Genomic DNA, 22105 nt, shown 5'->3' on the forward strand with positions numbered 1-22105 from the left:
GACAGGTCCGGGTTTTGCACGCCACAACGCCATTCTATTGGATCGATATGAAATGCCAGCAAAAATCGTGACATTCCGCTTTGCACCTAGATCGGTGGCCGAATGCCGTTTTTCAAGGTTTTGACGATGCGCGTCGCAGGCAGGCTCTCAGAGCGCGCCCAGGCACCAGGCAAGGATCGACTTCTGGGCATGAAGGCGGTTTTCCGCCTCGTCGAACACCACGGACTGACGTCCGTCAATGACCTCGTCGGTCACTTCCTCGCCCCGATGCGCCGGCAGGCAGTGCATGAAGAGCGCGTTCTCGTCCGCCTTCGACATCAGCGCAGCATTGACCTGATAGGGCTGGAAGACGTTGTGTCCCCGGGCGCGATGCTCCTGGTTCATCGACACCCAGGTGTCCGTGACGACGCAATCGGCACCGGAGACCGTCTTTTCCGCGTCATGCGACAGGATCACGTTGCCGCCATTGTTGCGCGCCCAGTTGAGAATTTTGTCGTCGGGTTCGGAGCCGAGCGGCACCGCCATCTTCATCGTGTAGCCGAAACGCGCCGATCCCTCGATGAAGGAATGCAGCACGTTGTTGCCGTCGCCCGTCCAGGCAATGGTCTTGCCCTTTACCGGGCCGCTATGCTCTTCGAAAGTCATGATGTCGGCCATGATCTGGCAGGGATGCGTCGTGTCTGTCAGGGCATTGATGACCGGCACGGTCGCATGTTCGGCAAGCTCGAGCAGGCGGCTGTGGTCTGTCGTGCGGATCATGATGGCATCGACGTACCGAGAGAGAACCTTGGCCGTATCGCCGATCGTCTCGGCGCGACCGAGCTGCATTTCCGTGCCCGAAAGGAACAGCGTCTCGCCGCCGAGCTGGCGCATGCCGACGTCGAACGACACACGGGTTCGGGTGGAAGGCTTTTCGAAGATCATGGCGAGCATCTTGCCGGCCAGCGGCTTTTCCGCAGTCCCGGCCTTGGTCGCTGCCTTTCGCACCCGGGCATCATCGATGATGGAGCGCAGGTTCTCTGCCGACATGGCGGAGAGATCGAGGAAGTGGCGAGGTTCGGCCATGAAAATGCGGTGTCCTGTCCTTGTGCCCGGGGGCGGCTCCAAGGCGTTCTTGGAGCCTATGCCTTCTGCGCGGGCCGGCTGTCGGTAATCCTGATGTCGAAGGCGTCCAGATCACGCACGCGCGCGCTGTTTGACCGCCGTCAACGTTTCGCTGGCGCGTTCGATGCGGGCGAGACCCTCGCGGGCTTCGTCCGCGCTGGTGATCAGCGGCGGCAGCAGGCGGATGACGTTTTCCCCTGCGGGAACGGCCAGCATCTTCTCCGCCCGGATCGCCTTCAGCAGGTCGGCGGAGGGAACCGCCGCCTTGATGCCGAGCATGAGGCCTTCGCCGCGGATTTCCTCGATTACATCGGGGAAACGATCGGCAAGCGAGGCCAGCCCCTGACGGAAGACGAGTGCGACATCCCGCACATGCTCGAGAAACCCATCGCCGAGAACGACGTCCAGCACGGCATTGCCGATCGCCATGGCCAGCGGATTGCCGCCGTAGGTCGAACCATGCGTGCCCGCGACCATCCCCGAGGCGGCCTCTTCCGTGGCAAGGCAGGCGCCAAGCGGGAAGCCGCCGCCGATGCCCTTTGCGGCCGCGAGGATATCCGGAGATATGCCGGACCATTCATAGGCAAAGAGCTTGCCGGTTCGTCCGACGCCACACTGGACCTCATCGAAGATCAGCATCAGGCCGTGCTCGTCGCACAATGCGCGCAGCGCCTGCAGGAAGGCCTTGGGTGCCGGGCGTATCCCGCCCTCGCCCTGGATCGGCTCGATCAGGATCGCCGCGGTTTCCTCGGTGATCGCATCCTTGACGGCATCCAGGTCGGCAAAGGGGACCTGGACGAAGCCCGGTGCCTTGGGGCCGAAGCCTTCGAGATATTTCGCCTGGCCGCCGGCCGCGATCGTCGCGAGCGTGCGCCCGTGAAAGGCGCCCTCGAAGGTAATGACGTGGAAACGCTCCGGCCGGCCCTTGGAAAACTGGTAGCGGCGCGCCGTCTTGATGGCGCATTCCAGCGCTTCCGCACCGGAATTGGTGAAGAAGACCTTGTCCGCGAACGTGTTGTCGGTCAGACGCTTGGCGAGCTTTTCCTGCCCGGGAATCTCGTACAGATTGGAGAGATGCCAAACCTTTTCGGCCTGGTCCTTCAGCGCTGCGACGAGATGCGGATGCGCGTGGCCAAGGGAATTGACGGCGACACCTGCGGCGAAGTCGAGATAGCGCGACCCATCTTCCGCCACCAGCCAGACGCCCTCGCCGCGCTCGAAGCGCAGCGGCGCACGCATATAGGTCTCGTAAAGCGGGGTTGCCTCGGCCATCGTGCCTGTCTCCTCGTCCTGTCCGCACACTCTGCGGGGAAGGTTCGATCCGTTTTGCAGCGGCCGACAGCGCCGGCCCGAAATGAAAAATACCGCCCTGACGGCGGCGAGCGCACTATCGGTATTTCGGGTGCCGCTGTCAACAAAACTCCCGGAAAGACAGGCCTCGGATGCATTTTTCGAGCACGATGCTTTCCGGCAAAAAGGTCTTGCAAATATATCACGCGGCGACAGCAAGTTGGGGAAAACCCAAAAATCGATTCGGCGCGATTCCCGGGACTCTTGTCACGGAGTCACCCCGTCTCTACGTTACCAAGGAATTGCTAGACGCATGCGGCGGACCTAGTCACCAGAAGAGTCAAGGCGTTGCAGCTTCGGAGCCATCCGGAGCGCGGTGAGGGATTCGTCCTTTGGTACGGCCTGGAACGGAGACGACAATGAACTGGACTGACGAGCGGGTAGAGAGACTGAAGAAGCTCTGGGCCGAAGGGCTGAGCGCGAGCCAGATCGCGGCGCAGCTTGGTGGCGTCAGCCGCAACGCCGTCATCGGCAAGGTTCATCGCCTGTCGCTTCCGGGCCGCGCAAAGGCAGGCGGCGCCTCGCCGAGCGCAACCCGTCCCAAGCGCCCCGTCGTCGTTGCCCGTCCGGCAGCACCGGAAGCCGTGGTGGCGAGCACAGCCCCCCGCTCCGCCCCCCAGCGTTCGATGGCCCGCCCGGTCAGCGTGAACGTCATCGAAGATTCCGAAAGCGCATTCGCGCCGGAAACCGCACTGGCGGTAACGAACAGCGCAGGCAGCGCGACGGGCAGCAATGTCGTGGTGCCCATGTCCCGCAAGCTGGTGCTGACGCAGCTGACCGATCGCACCTGCAAGTGGCCGATCGGCGACCCGATGAAGGACGAATTCCACTTCTGCGGAAACGACTCCCCAGATAGCTCGCCCTACTGCACGTTCCACGCCAAGCTGGCCTATCAGCCCTCGGCCGAGCGCCGTCGCGCCCGATAAGAGAACGCCCTGCAGTCGGAACGCAAGAACGCCTTCTTCGCTCTGCGAGGAAGGCGTTTTCGCTTCAGGCCTCGGCCGGAGCACGCGCAGCGGGTAAGCAGCTTTGCTTCGCGACAGGCTCAGCTTTCCAGCGAGTAGCCCGCTCCGCGTACGGTGCGGATCACGTCCTGCATGTTGGAGAAGTTAAGCGCCTTGCGCAGGCGACCGACATGGACATCGACGGTGCGCTCGTCGACGTAGATATCGTGCCCCCAAACGCCATCGAGAAGCTGCGAGCGCGAGAAGACGCGGCCGGGCGACGACATGAAGAACTCGAGCAGACGAAATTCGGTCGGGCCGAGACGGACTTCCCGGGTCTTGCGGTGGACGCGGTGCGTCTCGCGGTCGAGCTCGATGTCGCCGCATTTCAAGAGCGACGACAGCACTTCCGGACGCGCGCGGCGGAGCATGGCTTTCACGCGGGCGATCAGTTCCGGCGTCGAGAACGGCTTGACGACATAATCATCGGCGCCGGTGGCAAGACCACGGACCCGCTCGCTTTCCTCGCCCCGTGCCGTCAGCATGATGATGGGAAGACGCTCCGTCTCGCTGCGCTGGCGAAGGCGCCGGCAGAGCTCGATGCCGGACACGCCGGGGAGCATCCAGTCGAGGATGAGCAGATCCGGCAGCCGTTCCTGCAAGCGAACCTCTGCCTCGTCGCCCCGATTGATGGTATCGACATCGAAACCTTCGGCCTCAAGATTGTACCGCAGCAGGACGCTCAGGGCTTCTTCATCTTCGACAACGGCTATTCTCGGCTGCATTTCTGGACTCCGTAGTGTCCTCGTCGCGTGACGAGGCCTTCGCCAGAACCCGAAGGCGGCGATCATCGTTGACAGTTCAGGCATTTCGGCAAGAGACCACCCTTCGGCCGCCATCCCCAACCTCGAGACAGCGACCGGTCTCAAGACCGAGGACGACGCCGCAGGATGGATTTCTCCCGCGCCGTTCGCTCAGGTGGAGAGTGCGCCGACAGTGTTCGACGAGTCGTCCTTCGGACGTTCGCCGAGCGGCTGCGCGCCGGTCGTCATGTAGTAGATCGTCTCAGCGATATTGGTCGCGTGGTCGCCGATGCGCTCGATGTTCTTGGCGCAGAACAGGAGATGCGTGCACGGGGTAATGTTGCGCGGATCCTCCATCATGTAGGTCAGGAGTTCGCGGAACAGCGAGGTGTAGATCGCGTCGATCTCGCCGTCTCGCTCCCGGATGGCCTTTGCCTTTTCCGCCGAGCGGGAGGCGTAGACATCCAGGACTTCCTTCAGCTGCATCAGCGTCAGTTCGGCCAGATGCTCAATCCCCCGCGCCAACTGGCGCGGCAGACTGGCACTGGAGACCGCGATGACGCGCTTGGCGGTGTTCTTGCCAAGATCGCCGACACGCTCGAGGTCGGCCGCAATGCGGATCGACCCCATGATCTCGCGCAGGTCGGCCGCCATCGGCTGCCGCTTGGCGATCGTGATGATGGCCTTCTCGCCGATCTGGCGCTCGGCGTCATCGAGCACGACGTCGTCGGAAATCACCTTCTGGGCGAGACCCAGATCGGCGTTGACCAGGGCCCGCACGGATTCGGCCACCATCTGCTCGGCAAGGCCGCCCATCTCGGAGATACGGCGGCTGAGATATTTCAGGTCTTCGTCATAGACGGATACGATATGGGTTGCCATGGATCCTGTCCTTGGAGTTCGGTCACGGGCACTTGTCTATCGGTCGCACGACCGGTCAGCCGAAGCGTCCCATGATGTAATCCTGCGTGCGCTGGTCGTCGGGATTGGTGAACATCTTGTCGGTATCGTTCTCCTCGACGAGATTGCCGAGATGGAACATGGCGGTGCGCTGCGAGACGCGGGCTGCCTGCTGCATGGAATGCGTGACGATCACGATCGTGTAGTTGGCGCGCAGTTCGTGGATGAGCTCCTCGACCTTGGCGGTGGCAATCGGGTCGAGCGCCGAGCAGGGTTCGTCCATCAGAATGACCTCAGGACTGACGGCAACGGCGCGTGCGATGCAGAGACGCTGCTGCTGACCACCGGAGAGACCGGTGCCGGATTCGTGCAGGCGATCCTTCACCTCGTTCCAGAGGCCGGCCTTCTGCAGGCTCTGCTCGACAATGGCGTCGAGTTCGGCCTTGCTGCGGGCAAGACCGTGGATCTTCGGGCCGTAGGTCACGTTTTCATAGATCGACTTCGGAAACGGATTGGGTTTCTGGAAGACCATGCCGACGCGGGCGCGCAGTTCGACCACGTCGATCGAGGGATCGTAGATATCACCGTCATCGAGCGTGATCTTGCCGGTGACCCGGCAATGATCGATCGTATCGTTCATGCGGTTCAGCGTCCGCAGAAAGGTCGACTTGCCGCAGCCCGACGGGCCGATCAGCGCCGTGACCGTATTCTCGCGGATGTTGAGGTTCACGTCGAACAGCGCGCGCTTCTCGCCGTAATAGACCGACACATCCTTGCCGATCATCTTGTGAGGGACAGCATTCATCTTCTGATCGACCGCCTTTTCGAGAGTCGCTTCTGACATCATGTTCATTGTTTTCTACCTCACTACCAGCGTCGTTCAAAGCGGCGCCGCAACAGGATCGCGCCAAGGTTCATGATCACCAGGAAGACCAGGAGCACGATGATCGCACCGGAGGTCCGCTCCACGAATGCACGTTCGGCTTCATTGGCCCACATGTAGATCTGGACCGGAAGGGCCGTCGAAGGTTCGAGCGGCGAGCCCGGGAAATCGACCACGAAGGCCACCATGCCGATGAGAAGCAGGGGAGCCGTCTCTCCGAGCGCATGCGCCAGACCGATGATGGTGCCCGTAAGGATGCCCGGCATGGCGAGAGGCAGGACGTGGTGGAAGATGGTCTGCATCTTGGAGGCGCCCAGGCCGAGTGCTGCGGCCCGGATGGACGGCGGCACCGCCTTCAGGGCTGCACGCGTGGCGATGATGATGGTGGGCAACGTCATCAGGGTGAGGACCAGACCGCCGACGAGCGCCGCCGAACGCGGCATGCCGGCGAAATTGATGAAGATCGACAGGCCGAGCAGACCATAGACGATCGAGGGAACGGCCGCGAGATTGTTGATGTTGACCTCGATGAGGTCGGTCAGCTTGTTCTTCGGAGCGAACTCTTCGAGATAGATCGACGCGGAGACCCCGATCGGCAGCGCGAGCACGAGAACGATCAGCATCATGTAGAGCGAACCGAGGGCCGCAACGCCGATCCCCGCGGCTTCCGGCCGCGACGAGGCGCCCGAGGTGAAGAGGCCCGTGTTGAAGGACTTCGTCATTGCGCCGTCCTGCGCGAGCGTCTGCATCCAGGCGAGCTGCTTGTCCTTCACCTTGCGGTTGGCCTCGTTGACCGTCACGTCGATCTGGCCCTTGTTGGCCGAGTCGATGTTGCCTTCGGCCAGCAGTGCCACCGGGACGGTCTGGCCAATGATGGCGGGATTGGCGACGACGACATCGCGAAGCTGCGTTCGCGCGCTGGCCGAGACCATGTCGGTCGCCAGCTTCACGTCGGCGCGGTTGGCCGGATCGATGCCCAGCTTCTGCACGAGAGCATCGCGCACCAGCAGCGGATAGTTCGCCGTCATCAGCTTGGCGGGATTGCTTGCCCGTTCGTTCTTCGGGTCAATGACCTTTTCGCTGAAGGTGATCGGCAGGACGATCTCGGTCTGCAGGAAGGCGGTGTAGCCCTTGGATACGACGGTCCAGAGGAGGAGGCCGAGGAAGAAGATGCCGATGGCGATCGCCGCGATGCCATAGGCGCGAAAGCGACGTTCTGCGGCGTAGCGGCGCTTGATGCCGATATCGCGACGGCTGACGACGGGACGCGGCGATGCACCGGCGAGCGATGAGGTCATGTCGGTCATTCGTACTGTTCCCGGTATTTGCGCACGATGTAGAGCGCGTAAATGTTGAGGCAGAGCGTGATGGCGAACAGCGTGATGCCGAGCGCAAAGGCGACGAGGGTCTGCGGCGAGGTAAACTCCAGGTCGCCCGTCAGCTGGTTGACGATCTTGACCGTGACGGTGGTCATCGGCTCGAAGGGATTGATCTGCATGCGCGCGGCCACACCCGCGGCGAGCACCACGATCATGGTCTCGCCGACGGCGCGGGATGCCGTCAGCAGCAGTGCCCCGACAATGCCGGGCAGTGCCGCAGGCAGCACAACGCGCTTGATGGTTTCCGAGCGCGTGGCCCCCAACCCGAGAGACCCGTCACGAAGCGAGCGCGGTACCTGCGTAATGATGTCATCCGACAGCGAGGACACGAAGGGGATCAGCATGATGCCCATCACGATGCCGGCTGTCAGCACGCTCTGCGCCTGGATGAAGCTTGTATAATTGCCGGTGACGAGACCGTTCAGCTGGCCCGAGATGTCGCGCAGGAACGGACCGACCGTGACGAGGGCGAAGAAGCCGTAGACGATGGTCGGAATGCCGGCCAGGATCTCCAGGAGCGGCTTGGCGACTGAGCGCACGGTGTTGTTGGCGTATTCCGCCATGTAGATCGCCGCGAAGAGGCCGATCGGCACGGCAAACAGCATGGCCACGAGAGCGATGTAGAGCGTGCCGGCGAGCAGCGGCAGGAGACCGAACTGTCCCGACTGGCCGGCTTGGCCGGCCGCGGCGAAGCGTGGGTCCCACACCGTTCCGAAAAAGAATTCCATCGGCGACACAGACGCGAAGAAGCGCAAGGCTTCCGACAGCATGGAGCCGATGATGCCGATCGTCGTGAGGATGGCGATGGAGGACGCAAGGATCAACCCGCCGAGAATGACCTGCTCGACGCGATTTCGGGCCCGGAAGCGTTGGGAGATACCGCGCAGCGCCAGCACCGCGCCACCGATGGCGAGCAGCAGAACGACCCCGGCCATGGCAAGGTGGCTGGTCGCCGTCATGCCGTTGAAGCGGGTGGCCGACTCGATCATCCAGGGTTCGCCGGCACTGGCCAGCGGAATGCCCTTGGCGGCCATGGCGTCGCGAAGATTGGTGGTGCCGCTGTCGAGCGCACTGCGCTCGGCATCCGAGAGAAGCGCCAGACCGCGGGCGACCGACTTCACCTGCCCCAGCGCCAGCTCGGCAGGCGCGCTGCCCTGGTTGAGGACGTCGGTGGGGAGATGGAAGAGGACGCTGCGATCGATCATCGGCGGAGCTGCGACCAGCCAGACCGCGAGAACCACAAGGGCAGGAAGAAGCGCCCAGATGGCGGCGTAGCTTCCGTGATATCCCGGCAGGGAATGCAGCGAGGACAGCTTGCCGCCGGCCGTGGCGATGGCCCGCGATCGACCCATCACGAAGGCCGATGCGCCGACGAGGAGGACGAGGAGAAAGAGAAGGGAGGCGCTCATGATCTGGGTCCCCCGGTCGTTTCACGACATCGCATGCTGCAAGATCGGACGCCGGCCATTCGAACGTTGAGGTTCCGGCACGGCGCCCCTGCGCCGTGCCGGATGATCCGGGGAGACTGCGTCTCCGGATCGACGTTTCTTACAGCATCGTGCCGTCGGCAAAGGCCTTGCGGTCGGCTTCGCGCTCGGCGTCCGGCGCCGAAACGAGGCCGTAGGCCGCCAGCGGGCTTTCCGGGCCGACCATCTGGTCGTCCAGGAAGAATTCCACGAATTCCTTCAGGCCGGGAATGACGCCGAGGTGTGCCTTCTTGACGTAGAAGAACAGCGGGCGCGAGACCGGATATTCGCCGGAAGCGATCGTTTCCGTGGAGGGCACCACGCCGTTGACGGTGGCGACCTTCAGCTTGTCGGCGTTGTTTTCGTAGAATGCCAGGCCGAAGACGCCGATGCCGTTCTTGTTGGCAGCGATACGCGCGAGGGTTTCCGTGTAGTCGCCGTCAATGTCGACAGCCTTTCCGTCTTTGCGAACGGCGACGCAGGTGCGCGCCTGCTCCTTGGCGTCAGAAACGGCAGCCTTGATGACGTCTTCAGCACCGGAAGCCTTGCAGCCGGCATGAAGGATCTTTTCTTCGAAGACTTCGCGCGTGCCGTGCTTCTCGCCCGGGATGTAGGCCGCAATGTCGGCGTCCGGCAGGTTCTTGTTGACCTCAGACCACTTCGTGTAGGGGTTGGCGACGATCTTGCCGTCGACGACCACCTGAGCTGCGAGGCCGAGGTAGAGATCCTTCGGCTCGAGCTTCAGGTCGGCATTGCCGCTGTCGGTGGCAAACACGATGCCGTCATAGCCGATCTTGACTTCCTGCACTTCGGTCACGCCGGCAGCCTTGCACTCGGCCAGCTCGCTGTCCTTGATCTTGCGCGAGGCATTGGCGATGTCGATTGTATCGGGGCCGACGCCCTTGCAGAATTCCTTGAGGCCGGCGCCCGTGCCGCCGGATTCAACGACCGGCGTCTTGAAGTCCGGGAACGTCTCGCCGAAGGTTTCGGCAACGATCTTGGCATAGGGAAGAACAGTGGACGAACCAGCAATCTGGATCTGGTCGCGAGCGGCAGCGGCGCCAGCAAAGGCGACAGAGGCCACCAGGGCTGCAGCAGTGAGTTTCAGGGCGTTCATGGGATTCTCCCGGATGGGCTTGTGTGGGGTGCGCTAGGGTGTCAGCGCTCGCTTTCGCCGTTTCATTCTCATCGGCTGACATTCATTAGCGGCCGATGCCACAAGCTTTTATGTCAAGTTGACGAAAGATTTATGACAGCCCAAGTTTCTGATTTTTCATGTCTTTTCTCATGTCGTTTTCCGTCTCTGTGAAGCCGGTCAAAAACGGACGGTGAAAACCGTGCCTTCCCCCAGCACGGAGCGAACGAGCAGGCGGGCACGATGCCGGGTGAGGATGTGCTTGACGATCGCCAGCCCCAGTCCCGTTCCCTTTTTCGAGCGGCTGGCTTCGACATTCACACGGTAGAAACGCTCGGTAATGCGCGGCACGTGCTCTGCGGGAATGCCCGGTCCGCGATCTCGCACGGAAACCTCGACCGGATCCCCGCCGCCGCCGGACAGGCTGACCTCGACGGTCTTTCCCTCCTGACCATATTTGCAGGCATTCTCCACGAGGTTTTCGAACACCTCGATCAGCTCGTCCCGGTCGCCCTGGACGATGACCGGGACGGACGGAAGATCCAGCGCGATAGCGACGCCCAGATCCTGGGCCAGCGGACCGAGCGTGTCGCAGACATGACCGAGCAACGGCCCGAGGGCGACGTCCTGCTCGGGCGCGATATGGGATTTCAACTCGAGGCGCGACAGCGACAGCAGGTCGTCCACGAGGCGGCTCATCCGTGTCGCCTGCTCGAGCATGATGCCGAGAAACCGCTCCTGTGCCTTCACATCGTTGCGCGCCGGGCCCTGCAGGGTCTCGATGAAGCCGCGCAGGGAGGCAAGCGGCGTGCGCAATTCATGGCTCGCATTGGCAACGAAGTCCGAGCGCATGCGATCGATCCGGCGTGCCTGCGAGATGTCGCGATAGGAGACGATATAGACGGTGTCGATAGCTGCCGGATCGACACCGGGCCTGGGGGCGCCGAGCGCCGCCGGCGCAACACGGACGATGTACACGGCCTCCGACGGCAGACGCTCGGAATGCTCGATCTGGTTGACCCGCCCCGTGGCGATCGTTTCGCGGACCATGTCGAGAATGCCCGGCGACCGCACGCGGCCGGACAGATCCGAATGGGGAGGGATGACGCCGAAGGCTTTTTCGGCGGCCTGGTTCTGGAACAGCACGCGCTCGTCCGCGCCGATGATGAGCACCGGCATGTCCAGGGCGTCGAAGCCGCTTTCAAGCGCGGAGAGTTCCGTCTCGCCGGTCGATGGCAGCGGTTCGACATGGGGCGGCAGGCTCGGCGTCGCGGGCTGCCGCAGAAGGGCCGTGACAAGCGTGAGCCAGCATGCGCCGGCCAGCACCGGGTGGCCGCTGGTCGCAATCAACGCGACGCAGCCGGCAAACGTCAGGCCGACCAACCACTTCTCCGCCCAGATCCGCGAGGCGATCGTCTGCCAGAATGTCGTTTCCTGCACCGGTTCCCCGCATCTTGCTGCCTGCCCGCGCCGGCGTAAAAATTCCCGGCGCGATGCAGGTCGGTCCCGCCGTCCGGTAAAGCTCACGGTCAATGCTCTTGGTCAATGCTCGTGGTCAATGCCCATCATCGAAGCTCTTGGCTCACATGGCCATCTCCAACATGTAACCCGGCTTCATGACATGATTTTCACGGTGCGCTTGAAATCGCAATGGACTTATGGCCTGCTCGCGCGCGGCGGCACGGCCTCTCTGGCTTGCCCGCCGACATCCACGGGAGTGAACAGCATGGACGATATCAAGCCGGTCGAAATCGATATCGACGGAACGACGCATCTGTTTGACGTCGACACGCCCGACCTGCCGGACTGGATCACGAAGGCGGCCATGGCCTCCGGCGGCTACCCTTACGAAAAAAAGTTGAACAAGGACACCTACAAGGCCGATCTGGAGCGGTTGCAGATCGAGCTCGTGAAGGTGCAGGCCTGGCAGCAGGCGAGCGGTAAGCGCGTGATCGTGGTGTTTGAAGGGCGCGACGCGGCTGGTAAGGGTGGCGCGATCCATGAAACGCGCGCCTACATGAATCCGCGCACGGCCCGGATCGTCGCGTTGACCAAGCCGACGGAGACGGAGAGCGGTCAATGGTATTTTCAGCGCTACGTCTCGCATTTCCCGACGGCAGGCGAATTCGTGATGTTCGACCGCTCCTGGTACAATCGGGCCGGCGTCGAACCGATCATGGGTTTCTGTACCCCGGCGCAATACGAGCATTTCCTGAAGCAGGTGCCGCCGTTCGAAAAGCTGATCGTCGACGAAGGCATCGTTCTTTTCAAGATCTGGCTGGAAATCGGACAGGAAATGCAGCTCATGCAGTTCCACCAGCGGCGTCATGATCCGCTGAAGGTGTGGAAGCTTTCGCCGATGGACATCGAAGCCCTATCGCGCTGGAACGACTACACCGAAAAGCGCGACCGCATGCTGAAGGAGACACACAAGGGCAAGGCACCCTGGACCGTAATCCTTGGAAACGACCGCCGTCGCGCCCGCCTCAACCTTATCCGTCATCTTCTGACGAACCTCGACTACACGGGCAAGGATGAGAAGGCGATCGGCGAGATCGACGACAAGATTCTCATGTCCGGACAGCATTTCCGGAAATCCTGACCGAAGGACGGCTCGAACACAGGGCCGGTCCTCGTCGTTCCGGATGGCGCGGCCCGCCTCCGGGCAACGCCACCACGCTCATTGCCCCGGCAAAAGCCGGATGGCGTAGAGATCGAGACCGCCGCCATTGGCGGTCACGTCGCTGTTGATGAGAAGGCGACCCGGACCGTTCGGCGACAGCGTGCGATCGAAGGTGATCTTGAACAGCATGTCGCTTTTCTCGTCATTGACCGTAAAGCGATGTCGCCCGCAATCGCCGAGAGATGCGAAGTCGCATTCCACCGAAAACTGGGTCGGCTTGCCATCGGCCGATTGAACGCTGAGAGCCAGCGTCGAGGTCTGGCCCGCCATGCGCTGAAGCGCCGACGCCGGGACCTCGATCGCGACGTTTCCGCTGCCATCGCTCGCGCCGGACGTGATGCGAAGCCGCGCGCCGCCCTCGTCGCGCACGACGTCCGTCCGGACGCGGGCGCCCGGCGTCACGCCGCTGGGGGCGGTCGGCAGGTAGAGATCAACCCAGTCCGCCGTAAAGCCTGCCTGGGCGCCAAGCGTCCGCAGGCCGGCACCTCCGTCGAAGTCCTCGGCGGCAACGGTCGGCGGGGGGCCGGGCTGGCCTTCGGGACGTTCGAGCAGCCCCGTGCTTAGAACCCACCAGGTCGCGCTTCCGACGGCCGCCACGAGAACGGCAACCACCATCAGGATGGAGGCAATCCGTCCGCCGCGGCCGCGACGCCGACGCGGCACCAGGGGCTCCGCGCCGGGAAGACCGAGATCGTTGACGGTATCGCGCGCATGCGCGCCCGGCCGAAAGGGATCGCGATCCGGCGAGACCATCATCGGCGCCAAGGATGCGTCTTCACGGCTGTCGCGCCGCTCCTCGGGTTCCACCACAGCGCTCTCGCTGCGTCGGCTCTTCGCAATCGAAGGCGGGCGGAACTCTGCGGCTGCACGATCCGGAACCACGTCGTCGAAGCCCGGTTCCTCCCGGCGATGCTCGCGCGAACCGACAGGCAGTTCTGCTCGCACCGGTTCCTGCAGGACAGGTGCCATGCCACTGTTTGGAACCTGCATCGGGTCGGGAGCCTGCACGACGGCGGCATCGCGGAGCGTCGCCCTCTCCTGCTGCTCGATCGCGTGAATGGCGACCTCCAGACGATGCCTCTGCTGGGCGATCACCGTCTCGTCCTGGACGTTCTGCTTGCGCAGACCGGCCTCCAGCGCATTGCGCGCCGACTGGTAGATCCGGGCGCGCGTTTCCGCATTCGCCCGGTCGGAGCGCTCCAGCGCCTGCTTGATGGCTGTTTCCAGTCCGCTCACCCTGATCCCTTGCCTGGCGCTCCGCTTCGCGCACCCATCCGGATGCAGGTGTCGCGACGAAGGAAAGCATATTTACTTTTCGGTAACGATTGCCGTCCCGTTGCGCAAGTCCGCCGAACGCACATAAGGCAAGCGCGATGCGGCCTGCCGACGATATGCGCCGTCGTGCCGCCCGAAGCCGTCCGTCGATGCGGGCGCCGGCATTCATCACGGCGCAGGCGACGGGCCGCTCGGAGAGATATGTATCGTGACGGCGCCCCGCATGCCCTCGCTCGCCCGATGCACGCGTGGGGCGTTCGGGAGGCCATGAGCGAACGCACGACATGAGCATCGCGCCCCTTGCCAGACCCGCGCTCTCCCCGCTATCTTCCGTTTACGCGAACGTCAATCGAGAGAGACCGTCATGGCCCTGCCGCCCATCCTTTCCAACCTCCGCATTCCCGTCGTTGCAGCGCCCTTGTTCATCATTTCCCATCCCGCCCTCACGCTTGCCCAGTGCAAGGCGGGCGTGGTCGGCTCCTTTCCGGCACTCAATGCCAGACCGGAAGCACAGCTGGACGAATGGCTGGCGATGATCACGGAAGAGCTGGCGGCCCACGACGCGCGGAACCCGGGCAAACCGTCCGCACCCTTTGCCGTCAACCAGATCGTCCATCGCTCCAACAAGAGGCTGGAGCATGACCTGATGCTCTGCGCAAAATACAAGGTGCCGATCGTCATCTCCTCACTTGGTGCTGTGCCCGAGGTAAACGCGGCGGTGCACGGTTATGGCGGCATCGTGCTGCACGACGTGATCCACGATCGCCATGCGCGTTCTGCGATCAACAAAGGGGCGGACGGACTGATCGCCGTCGCTGCGGGAGCCGGTGGCCACACCGGCGCCCTGTCGCCTTTTGCCCTCGTTCAGGAAATCCGCAGCTGGTTTTCCGGTCCCCTCCTGCTGTCCGGCGCCATAGCCAATGGCGGTGCCGTGCTGGCTGCGCAGGCCATGGGTGCGGACCTTGCCTATATCGGATCGGCCTTCATCGCCACCGAGGAAGCCCGGGCCAGCGACGGCTACAAGCAGATGATCGTCGACAGCAAGGCCAAGGACATCGTGGAAACGCCCCATTTTACCGGCGTCAACGGCAACTATCTGCGACCCTCCATCGCTGCAGCCGGCCTCGATGCCGACCACCTGCCGGCGGCCGAAGCCGCAACGATGGATCTCGATGCTGCCGTCGGCAGTGGTGCAAAAGCTTGGCGCGACATCTGGGGTTCGGGCCAGGGGATCGGCGCTGTCACCGCGATCACCCCGGTCGAAACGCTTGTCGAACGCCTGGAGACGGAATACGCAGCCGCCCGCGCACGGCTTTCGCTGTAAGACGCCACGTTTCCCGTGGTCTCCCCCTTTGCCTCCTCACAGCCCCCGCGCTCGGCACGAGTTTTTCCATTCCGGGCGAAGAGACCGCTTGAATTCCCCGAACTTTGCAGGTATCAGCCCCTCACATCACAGGCTGACCATGCGGTTCGCCGGTGAGCCGCTTTAGCTCAGGTGGTAGAGCACATCATTCGTAATGATGGGGTCGCAGGTTCGAGTCCTGCAAGCGGCACCAATTCCCTTCAAATCAAAGACTCGCTTCCGGTTTCACAGGTGGGACATTCCGGTGAGGCATTTCTTGTTCGTCCCCATATACGTTCTCAAGTCTCGGCACGGCCCTTTCTACTTTCGTTGGCCACCACCAAAGCAGCTACATCCGCGCGGTAGAGCCGAAACAATCAAGCTTTCGCTACCCGTACCGCCCATGGGCGAAGCGGCTGCATGAAAGTTCTTAAATACCCCCTCGAAAAAATTTCTGGTTTTCCTGTTATTACAACCCGTTAAATTGCAACTCTAGGAAATAGATCTGTTGCCTTTGTGACGTATGCGAGCATGTTGCGGGCGTTTAGGTTGGGGAATATTTATGATAAGAACATCCATTGCGATAGCGGCTTCGGCTGCGTTGTTGAGTTCCTGCGTGGAATCGAGCACCATGCGCGTATCCAAGAACCAAATGATAATTCAGACCAGTGCAGAAGCGATGTGCGGAAGCGTAGGCGCAGCAAGGGCCGCACAGAAACAAGCTGCGGTCGAGACGATCAAGGCGGGCTATGATCGTTACATCATCACGTCTGCGGCGGCGGCAAACAATGTTACAGCAACTCAGATGCCGGGCCACTACAACACCTACGGCACCATCAATTCCTACGGTCGCTATGGAACAGTCAACGCGACTACCACCTACACCCCCGGCCCGATTATCTACGGCGGCTCACATGACCAATCGATTGGCGTGGTGATGTTCAAAGATGGTGAACCGGGCAGCAATCAAGCGATATCCGCTCGAGAAGTCCTCGGCCCCAAATGGGCAGTGATTGTCAAGGATGGCGTAAACCTGTGTAACTAACTGCAACGTCCTCCAGCTTATCGGTTGACAAACTCGTGCTGGCGATTGCGTGAAGCGTGTGTTGTTGGCCGATAGCAGCCAATCGAACATCATTTTTGATGCGCGTCCACGCGCCGATCCCCGGGGCTTGCCGCCTCCGTATTAAATGATCGAGGCGACAGAACTACTTGTTTGAGGCCTTGAGCATGGTCACTGTCGCTCGAAATCCTGAGCTGAAATGCTGTGTGGCGCAACGTTTCCAGCAGGCACCGCGTACAAGGTATACGACAGAACCTGCGTAATGATCTGGGTGGCCGTCCGTTCTGTCTGGAGTGTTTCAGTCCCAGGGAATTGACCCGCGCCGTTCAACTGCACGAAACGTCTGCAGCTAACGTCGAGTGCATCGCCGAAAGCATACTGCACCGTGTAAAGCCCGTCAGGAATACCCGTAATCTGGCCTGTCTGATTACTACGCACGAAGAAAGCCGCGACAACAGCCCCAGACAGTTCCGCCCGCACCTTAATGATAGCATCGCCGCTGGAACCGTTGCGGATTTCCAGCGAGTGACCGTCAGTGGTTGACAGCCGGCCTGGACCCAATAGCTGCCCACTATACGGGACGTTCGTGCATGTCGGCACATCGGGCGTCGTAACTGCCTTTTGTACGCTGGACTGATATGTCGTTGACGACGGAGGCGAGGCGTACAGGCGACTTCCTCCGTAACCGGTACTTGCCCCACTGCCTTGGGTGCTCGCAAAGATGCCTAGTGCCAGGGCACCGGGCAGCGCAAAAGCCATCAGCAAATGACCTGCCCCGTATAGCATGGACGTGCGCCACGGATTTCTTAGCTTGCCTTGCCGAGGATCGGCCCCGGCTTTTTCAAGCTGAGCAAGGAGCTTGGTGGCATCTTTCGCAACGTCTTTGTCCAACGCCTTTCTGGACTGCATAGCGAGAGCGTACGACAATTGCAGATCGCCACGAGAAAGGAAGGCAAGCGCATTGTACCAAATCATACCCTCGTCGGCAGATCGCTCATGCTTACCGCCGAAACCGTTGCTGAGTATCGCGCCGATTGAATAGATCGGCCCCCAAGGCGCACCCCACCAACCGGTGAACAAGGTGATAATAGAGGATTTCAAACCCTCTTTCTTCGCACAACTTGCGCAGAAAATACCCTGTACCGGCCTGCGTGTAGTTATGACAATGAAGCTGTAGACACGAAAGAATACGACATATCGCGGCTGTGCAGTAGCCTGCCCGCAGCGCGAGCAGCAAATAGGATCGAGAACTCGTTTCTTTGTCTCCTGCGCAGAGGCTTGGTACGCGGAACTATCATATTCCGCTCGACGAAGAGGATCGTTCAGGACTTCGTAGGCGGCGGAAATTCTGTGAAATTTGTCACTGGATACATCCTGTGAAGTATCCGGATGGGTTTCCTTGGCAAGCGTCCTGTAGGCGCTCTTGATTTCTTCAGCAGTAGCAGATGATTGAACTCCCAAAGCTTTGTACAAGCCTTGTGGATCGGTGTTCGACATGTACCCCTCAATTGCAATCGAAATTTTCCCACGCCTATAGAGCGCAAAGCCGATCAATAAAGCAACAAGCTCCCGCAGAATACGCCGGTTTTTTAATAGCCTGCAGCACTACGCCGCACCGTTGGCGACTATTAAATTCTCGTGTAGGAGGAGAGACATAATAGGGGACATCGTGTCCCCCTATCCATCCCTGAAAGCCCGACTTCTAAGGCTTTTAAGCGATGGTGGGCGCCCCCTCCTGCGCCACCTCTCCCTGCATCCGTCCCGTTCTCTATTCAACGTGCGCAAGCGATACGGCTTGCATATTGCGGCATCCTGACTGCTCGGATAAGACTGGCTCACAGAGGTGAGACATCGTTTTTCACCGCCTGTCTGTAGACTCTTGGTTTGCAATGCCTTTGATCTCGGGAAACGCTTCCTGCAAGCGGCACCATTCTTTCCCTCGATCTTCATTTGCCTGCTGTCATCGAACGCCCGTTCGAAGCGTGTCGTCGCGCGTAGGAGAGCGGCAGCACGCCGCCGGCAGCCTTTTCGCTTGTGTCGACAAGGGCTTCAGTCGGTCCACTCATTGCTGAATGTCAGGCGCGCGACCGTTATGGTACGGCCGGTGGCGTCGCGGACGGTCAGGGCGATGGTGCCGTTGCAGGTTTCAGGCATTTCGTCGCGGGCGATGTCCCCGAGGATCCGGCCGACTTCCATGGCAACCGATTCCCGGCTCGCCAGCTCCTGACCCTCTTCGTCCAGAACCGGACCATTGCCATTGTGAAGATCAAAGAAGTAGCGGCTCATTTTCGGTCTCGACGTCTCGGCTTGGGCGCACTTGCCCTGCTAAGTTGCGGATGGGGCTTTTGTTCCGAAATCGAAGGCCTGCCATCGCGAAGCACGCGCAGCTGACGACATCCTGCTTTTTGCGCTTGCCGTTTTTCAGATGCCACTGTTTAAAATGCATCGGTGATGCGCTAGCCGACAGGGTCCTCCGCAGCGGTTGCGTCTCCGGGTCCGTTGCGGCTTGTTCATATGTTTTATTCTTGAAGGCCTTTATCGTGATCGACATTCTCATTCGGAACCTCTCCAACCACGACATTGTATCGGAGGATGAGCAGAGTCTTCTGAGATCGCTGGCTGCGCGCGAGCGCGCATACGAGGTGGATGAGGATCTCGTGTCGGAGAACTCGCGACCGACCTATAGCACGCAGCTGGTCGAGGGCTTCGCGGCACGCTACAAGCTTACCCCCGACGGCACGCGGCAAATCACCGCCCTGCATGTGCCCGGCGACTTCGTCGATCTGCATGCCTTCCTTCTAAAGACGATGGACCACGGGATCATCGCGCTCTCCCCCTGCCGCGTGATGCAGATCGACCATACCGACCTTCAGACGGTGACGGAGAAGGCGCCGCACCTGACGCGTCTGCTCTGGCTGAAGACGATTATCGACGGCGCGATCCATCGCGAGTGGATTGTCGCCATGGGCCGCCGCTCCAAGCGGGCGCACCTCGCCCACCTGCTTTGCGAACTGCATATGCGACTGGAGGCCATGGGCCTTACTCAGGGTCTGAGCTTTTACTTCCCGCTCTCGCAGGGGGAGATGGCGGACGTGCTTGGGCTCTCGCTCGTTCACATGAACCGCACGATCCAGAACCTGCGCAAGGACGGGCTGATCAGTTGGATCAACCATACGGTGACGATCCTCGACTGGGATGAATTGCGGAACATCGCGGATTTCGATCCGACTTATCTCAGCCTGACCGTGGAGCCGCGTTGAGCGGTCCGGGCAACGTCATGTCGGCCAGTACATCTCCGAACGGTAGTCCTCGGGAATGGTCTCAAGGCTGCACAAAGCCATCGCAACGGCCATGATCTGCAAATGCTTGATGTGGATGTCGCGCGGCATATCGCTGCCGGTGGCGAGCGCCCGTGCGCGGTGACGGTCGTAGCCGAGAGCCACTATCCGCCGGCGTGCTTCCGCATGCACGTGACCCATGCCGATCGGCGCTTCGACGCGGTCTCCCGCGTCATCCCTGACAAGTCTCAGCCCCATCTCTCGCCCCAGACAATCGACCTGCCGTCATGATGACGGAAACGGGCCGATTCTCAATTCGCAGAAATAGGGAGCAAAACCTTGGAGGCGATCGCAAACATCGCGATGCGGGTTGGGCAAGAAGGACGCCAGGGCAAGGCAGGGGCCGTCAGGCCTCCTCGTTGTCCGGCACATTGCGCCGCAGTTCGTCCAGCCACAGCCGCGCATTGCCGTCGGACGGGGCGCGCCAGTCGCCGCGCGGCGACAGGGAGCCGCCGGACGTGACCTTCGGGCCATTCGGGGAGGCCGAGCGCTTGAACTGGCTGGTCGTGAAGAACCGGAATAGAAAAGCTTCCAGCCATTTGCGGATCGTCGCGAGATCATAGGCGCCTCGGCTCTCCTCGGGGAAGCCGGACGGCCACTTGCCTGCTTTCGCGTCATGCCAGGCGTGCCAGGCGAGGAAGGCGACCTTCGACGGTTTCAGCCCGAAGCGGGTGATGTAGTAGAGCGCAAAATCATGCAGCGCATAGGGGCCGATCTTGTCCTCGGTGCTCTGGATCGCACCGGTCTCGTCGGCGGGCACGAGCTCGGGTGAAATGACCGTATCGAGAACGTCGGCCAGCGTCGCGTTCGTTTCGGGATCGAACAGCTGCTTGGCGATGACCCAGCGGATCAGGTGCTGGATAAGCGTCTTCGGCACGGACGCATTGACATTGTAGTGGCTCATGTGGTCGCCCACGCCGTATGTGGACCAGCCGAGCGCGATTTCCGAAAGGTCGCCCGTTCCCAGCACCAGCGCATCATAGCGGTTGGCCGCGCGGAACAGAAAGTCCGTTCGCAGGCCTGCCTGCACGTTTTCGAAGGTGATGTCGTAGACCGGCTTACCCTCGGCATAGGGATGCTTCAGATCCTTCAGCAATTGCTCGGCCAGGGGTTTGATGTCGATCTCGTCGGCGGTGATGCCGAGCGATCGCATCAGCTTCCAGGCGTTTGTCTTTGTGACGTCGCCCGTGGCGAAACCCGGCATGGTGAATCCAAGAATGCCGGAACGCGGCAAGCCCAGCTGATCGAACACGCGGGCAGCCACGACGAGGGCGTGGGTGCTGTCGAGCCCCCCGGAGACGCCGATGCAGATCTTCCGTATGCCGGTCGCCTGGAGGCGCTTCATCAGGCCCTGGACTTGGATGTTGTAGGTCTCGTAGCAATCCTGGTCGAGCCGCGCGGCATCCGCGGGCACGAAGGGATAGCGTGAGATGCCGCGTTCGAGCCCGATATCGCCCCGGTTGGGCTCGAACAGGAAATCGATCGTGCGGAAGGTGCGATCGGCCCGATGCTGGTGGTTGGCGGCGTCGTTGAAGGTGCCGGTCCGCAGGCGCTCGAGCAGCAGACGATCGACGTCGATATCGGCAACGCACATTTGCGGGCCGTCGGGGAACCGCTCGGTCTCTGCCAGGAAGTGGCCGAGTTCGTAGATGCAGGCCTGACCGTCCCAAGCAAGGTCCGTGGTGGATTCCCCCGGGCCGGCAGCCGCATAGACATAGGCGGCAAAGCAACGATTGGACTGCGAGCCCGCCAGCTGGCGCCGGGTCTCGGCTTTGCCGACCGTGATGTTGCTCGCCGAGAGATTGGTGAGGATGAGCGCGCCGGCGAGCGCACCGAAGTCGCTCGGCGATGCTGCGACCCAGACATCCTCGCAGATCTCGATATGGAAGACGAAACCGCGGATGTCGGTTGCCGAGAACAGGAGGTCCACACCGAAGGGTGCCACCTGCCCGGCCACGGAAATGCTCTCGCCGCGGATGTCGCGCCCGGCCGCGCACCAGCGCTTCTCGTAGAACTCGCGATAGTTCGGCAGATAGCTTTTCGGCACGACCCCGAGGATACGACCGCGATGGATCGCCAGCGCGCAGTTGTAGAGCCGGCCATTCTGAGGAAGGGGGGCGCCGACGAGAAGAACCGGGGACAGCGTGCGGCTTTCTTCCACAAGACGAGCCAGCGCCATGTCCACCGCCTCGTGCAGCGCGGCTTGGCCAAGGAGATCGTCGAGCGTGTAGCTGGATATGCACAACTCGGGAAACACCATCAGTCCCACGGATCGGGCATCGCCTTCGCGGGCAAGCACGATGACCTGGTCGACATTGAAGGCGGGATCGGCGACCTCGCACCGCGGCGTGCAGGCGGCAACGCGCACAAAACCCTGATCATAGGCTGAAAAGAAATTCACCGGCACGCATCCCGTGTTGATCACTGTCGCCATGATACT

19 protein-coding genes and 1 tRNA gene are annotated in these 22105 nt (G+C 61.8%); 6 read left to right on the forward strand and 14 right to left on the reverse strand.

Annotated features, from left to right (window positions below; translation table 11 throughout):
* Positions 1-147: 147 nt before the first annotated feature.
* Positions 148-1065 carry an ornithine carbamoyltransferase gene (gene argF, locus ASG03_RS04910; RefSeq protein ID WP_062692588.1) on the reverse strand — a complete coding sequence of 306 codons (918 nt, stop codon included), beginning with the start codon at positions 1063-1065 and terminating at the stop codon, positions 148-150.
* A gap of 111 nt (positions 1066-1176) precedes the next feature.
* A complete protein-coding gene (locus ASG03_RS04915) occupies positions 1177-2376 on the reverse strand; it encodes an aspartate aminotransferase family protein (protein WP_062470630.1) in 1200 nt (399 codons plus the stop codon).
* Between the two features lie 437 nt (positions 2377-2813).
* Here ASG03_RS04915 and ASG03_RS04920 point away from each other — a divergent pair, with 437 nt between their 5' ends.
* Complete coding sequence (locus ASG03_RS04920; RefSeq protein WP_062470633.1) at positions 2814-3380, forward strand: GcrA family cell cycle regulator; 567 nt, start codon at positions 2814-2816, stop codon at positions 3378-3380.
* A 119-nt stretch (positions 3381-3499) separates the two neighbouring features.
* Here ASG03_RS04920 and phoB read toward each other — a convergent pair whose 3' ends face one another.
* The 7 genes from phoB to phoR all read right to left on the reverse strand — a co-directional run bounded on the left by phoB (position 3500) and on the right by phoR (position 11404).
* Positions 3500-4183: a phosphate regulon transcriptional regulator PhoB gene (gene phoB, locus ASG03_RS04925; RefSeq protein WP_062470636.1), complete on the reverse strand. Its 684-nt coding sequence runs from the start codon at positions 4181-4183 to the stop codon at positions 3500-3502.
* A gap of 189 nt (positions 4184-4372) precedes the next feature.
* The gene (phoU, locus tag ASG03_RS04930; RefSeq protein ID WP_062470639.1) at positions 4373-5083 is read right to left on the reverse strand and encodes a phosphate signaling complex protein PhoU; all 711 of its coding nucleotides are present in this window, start codon (positions 5081-5083) and stop codon (positions 4373-4375) included.
* Positions 5084-5138: 55 nt separating this feature from the next.
* Positions 5139-5954 (reverse strand): phosphate ABC transporter ATP-binding protein PstB, encoded by an 816-nt coding sequence (pstB, locus tag ASG03_RS04935; protein ID WP_062470642.1) that lies wholly within the window; start codon positions 5952-5954, stop codon positions 5139-5141.
* A gap of 14 nt (positions 5955-5968) precedes the next feature.
* Positions 5969-7291, reverse strand: a complete 1323-nt coding sequence (gene pstA, locus ASG03_RS04940) for a phosphate ABC transporter permease PstA (RefSeq protein ID WP_062470645.1) — start codon at positions 7289-7291, stop codon at positions 5969-5971.
* Positions 7288-8772 (reverse strand): phosphate ABC transporter permease subunit PstC, encoded by a 1485-nt coding sequence (gene pstC, locus ASG03_RS04945; RefSeq protein WP_062692590.1) that lies wholly within the window; start codon positions 8770-8772, stop codon positions 7288-7290. The genes pstA and pstC overlap by 4 nt, the downstream gene beginning before the upstream one ends.
* A gap of 139 nt (positions 8773-8911) precedes the next feature.
* Entirely contained in the window at positions 8912-9946 is a 1035-nt protein-coding gene (locus ASG03_RS04950; protein ID WP_062470651.1) for a substrate-binding domain-containing protein, read from the reverse strand.
* A gap of 198 nt (positions 9947-10144) precedes the next feature.
* A complete protein-coding gene (gene phoR, locus ASG03_RS04955) occupies positions 10145-11404 on the reverse strand; it encodes a phosphate regulon sensor histidine kinase PhoR (protein ID WP_062692593.1) in 1260 nt (419 codons plus the stop codon).
* A 286-nt stretch (positions 11405-11690) separates the two neighbouring features.
* Between phoR and ppk2 the strand changes: the two genes are divergently transcribed.
* The gene (gene ppk2, locus ASG03_RS04960) at positions 11691-12566 is read left to right on the forward strand and encodes a polyphosphate kinase 2 (RefSeq protein WP_062692595.1); all 876 of its coding nucleotides are present in this window, start codon (positions 11691-11693) and stop codon (positions 12564-12566) included.
* Between the two features lie 78 nt (positions 12567-12644).
* Here ppk2 and ASG03_RS04965 read toward each other — a convergent pair whose 3' ends face one another.
* Positions 12645-13883 (reverse strand): hypothetical protein, encoded by a 1239-nt coding sequence (locus ASG03_RS04965; protein WP_062692598.1) that lies wholly within the window; start codon positions 13881-13883, stop codon positions 12645-12647.
* A gap of 403 nt (positions 13884-14286) precedes the next feature.
* Here ASG03_RS04965 and ASG03_RS04970 point away from each other — a divergent pair, with 403 nt between their 5' ends.
* From ASG03_RS04970 to ASG03_RS04980, 3 genes are all read left to right on the forward strand, one after another.
* On the forward strand, positions 14287-15246 hold the full coding sequence (locus tag ASG03_RS04970; RefSeq protein WP_062692600.1) for an NAD(P)H-dependent flavin oxidoreductase: 960 nt from the start codon (positions 14287-14289) through the stop codon (positions 15244-15246).
* Between the two features lie 156 nt (positions 15247-15402).
* Positions 15403-15478, forward strand: a tRNA-Thr gene (locus ASG03_RS04975).
* A 417-nt stretch (positions 15479-15895) separates the two neighbouring features.
* Positions 15896-16309 (forward strand): hypothetical protein, encoded by a 414-nt coding sequence (locus ASG03_RS04980; protein WP_244475161.1) that lies wholly within the window; start codon positions 15896-15898, stop codon positions 16307-16309.
* Between the two features lie 189 nt (positions 16310-16498).
* On the opposite strand, the gene ASG03_RS04985 is transcribed toward ASG03_RS04980, so the two are convergent.
* Positions 16499-17824 (reverse strand): J domain-containing protein, encoded by a 1326-nt coding sequence (locus ASG03_RS04985; RefSeq protein ID WP_082475537.1) that lies wholly within the window; start codon positions 17822-17824, stop codon positions 16499-16501.
* Positions 17825-18376: 552 nt separating this feature from the next.
* Positions 18377-18613, reverse strand: coding sequence for a DUF6894 family protein (locus ASG03_RS04990; RefSeq protein WP_062470667.1), 237 nt, complete (start codon positions 18611-18613; stop codon positions 18377-18379).
* Positions 18614-18867: 254 nt separating this feature from the next.
* On the opposite strand from ASG03_RS04990, the gene ASG03_RS04995 reads away from it, so the two are divergent.
* Entirely contained in the window at positions 18868-19587 is a 720-nt protein-coding gene (locus ASG03_RS04995; RefSeq protein ID WP_062472287.1) for a Crp/Fnr family transcriptional regulator, read from the forward strand.
* Between the two features lie 15 nt (positions 19588-19602).
* Here the strand turns inward: ASG03_RS04995 and ASG03_RS05000 are convergent, their stop codons facing one another.
* Together ASG03_RS05000 and ASG03_RS05005 are read right to left on the reverse strand one after the other, a co-directional pair.
* Positions 19603-19863, reverse strand: a complete 261-nt coding sequence (locus ASG03_RS05000; RefSeq protein WP_062692604.1) for a hypothetical protein — start codon at positions 19861-19863, stop codon at positions 19603-19605.
* 148 nt (positions 19864-20011) lie between these two features.
* On the reverse strand, positions 20012-22066 hold the full coding sequence (locus ASG03_RS05005; protein ID WP_062693046.1) for an NAD(+) synthase: 2055 nt from the start codon (positions 22064-22066) through the stop codon (positions 20012-20014).
* Positions 22067-22105 lie beyond the last annotated feature (39 nt).

This window comes from Rhizobium sp. Leaf341, assembly GCF_001424325.1.
Classification (GTDB): domain Bacteria; phylum Pseudomonadota; class Alphaproteobacteria; order Rhizobiales; family Rhizobiaceae; genus Ferranicluibacter.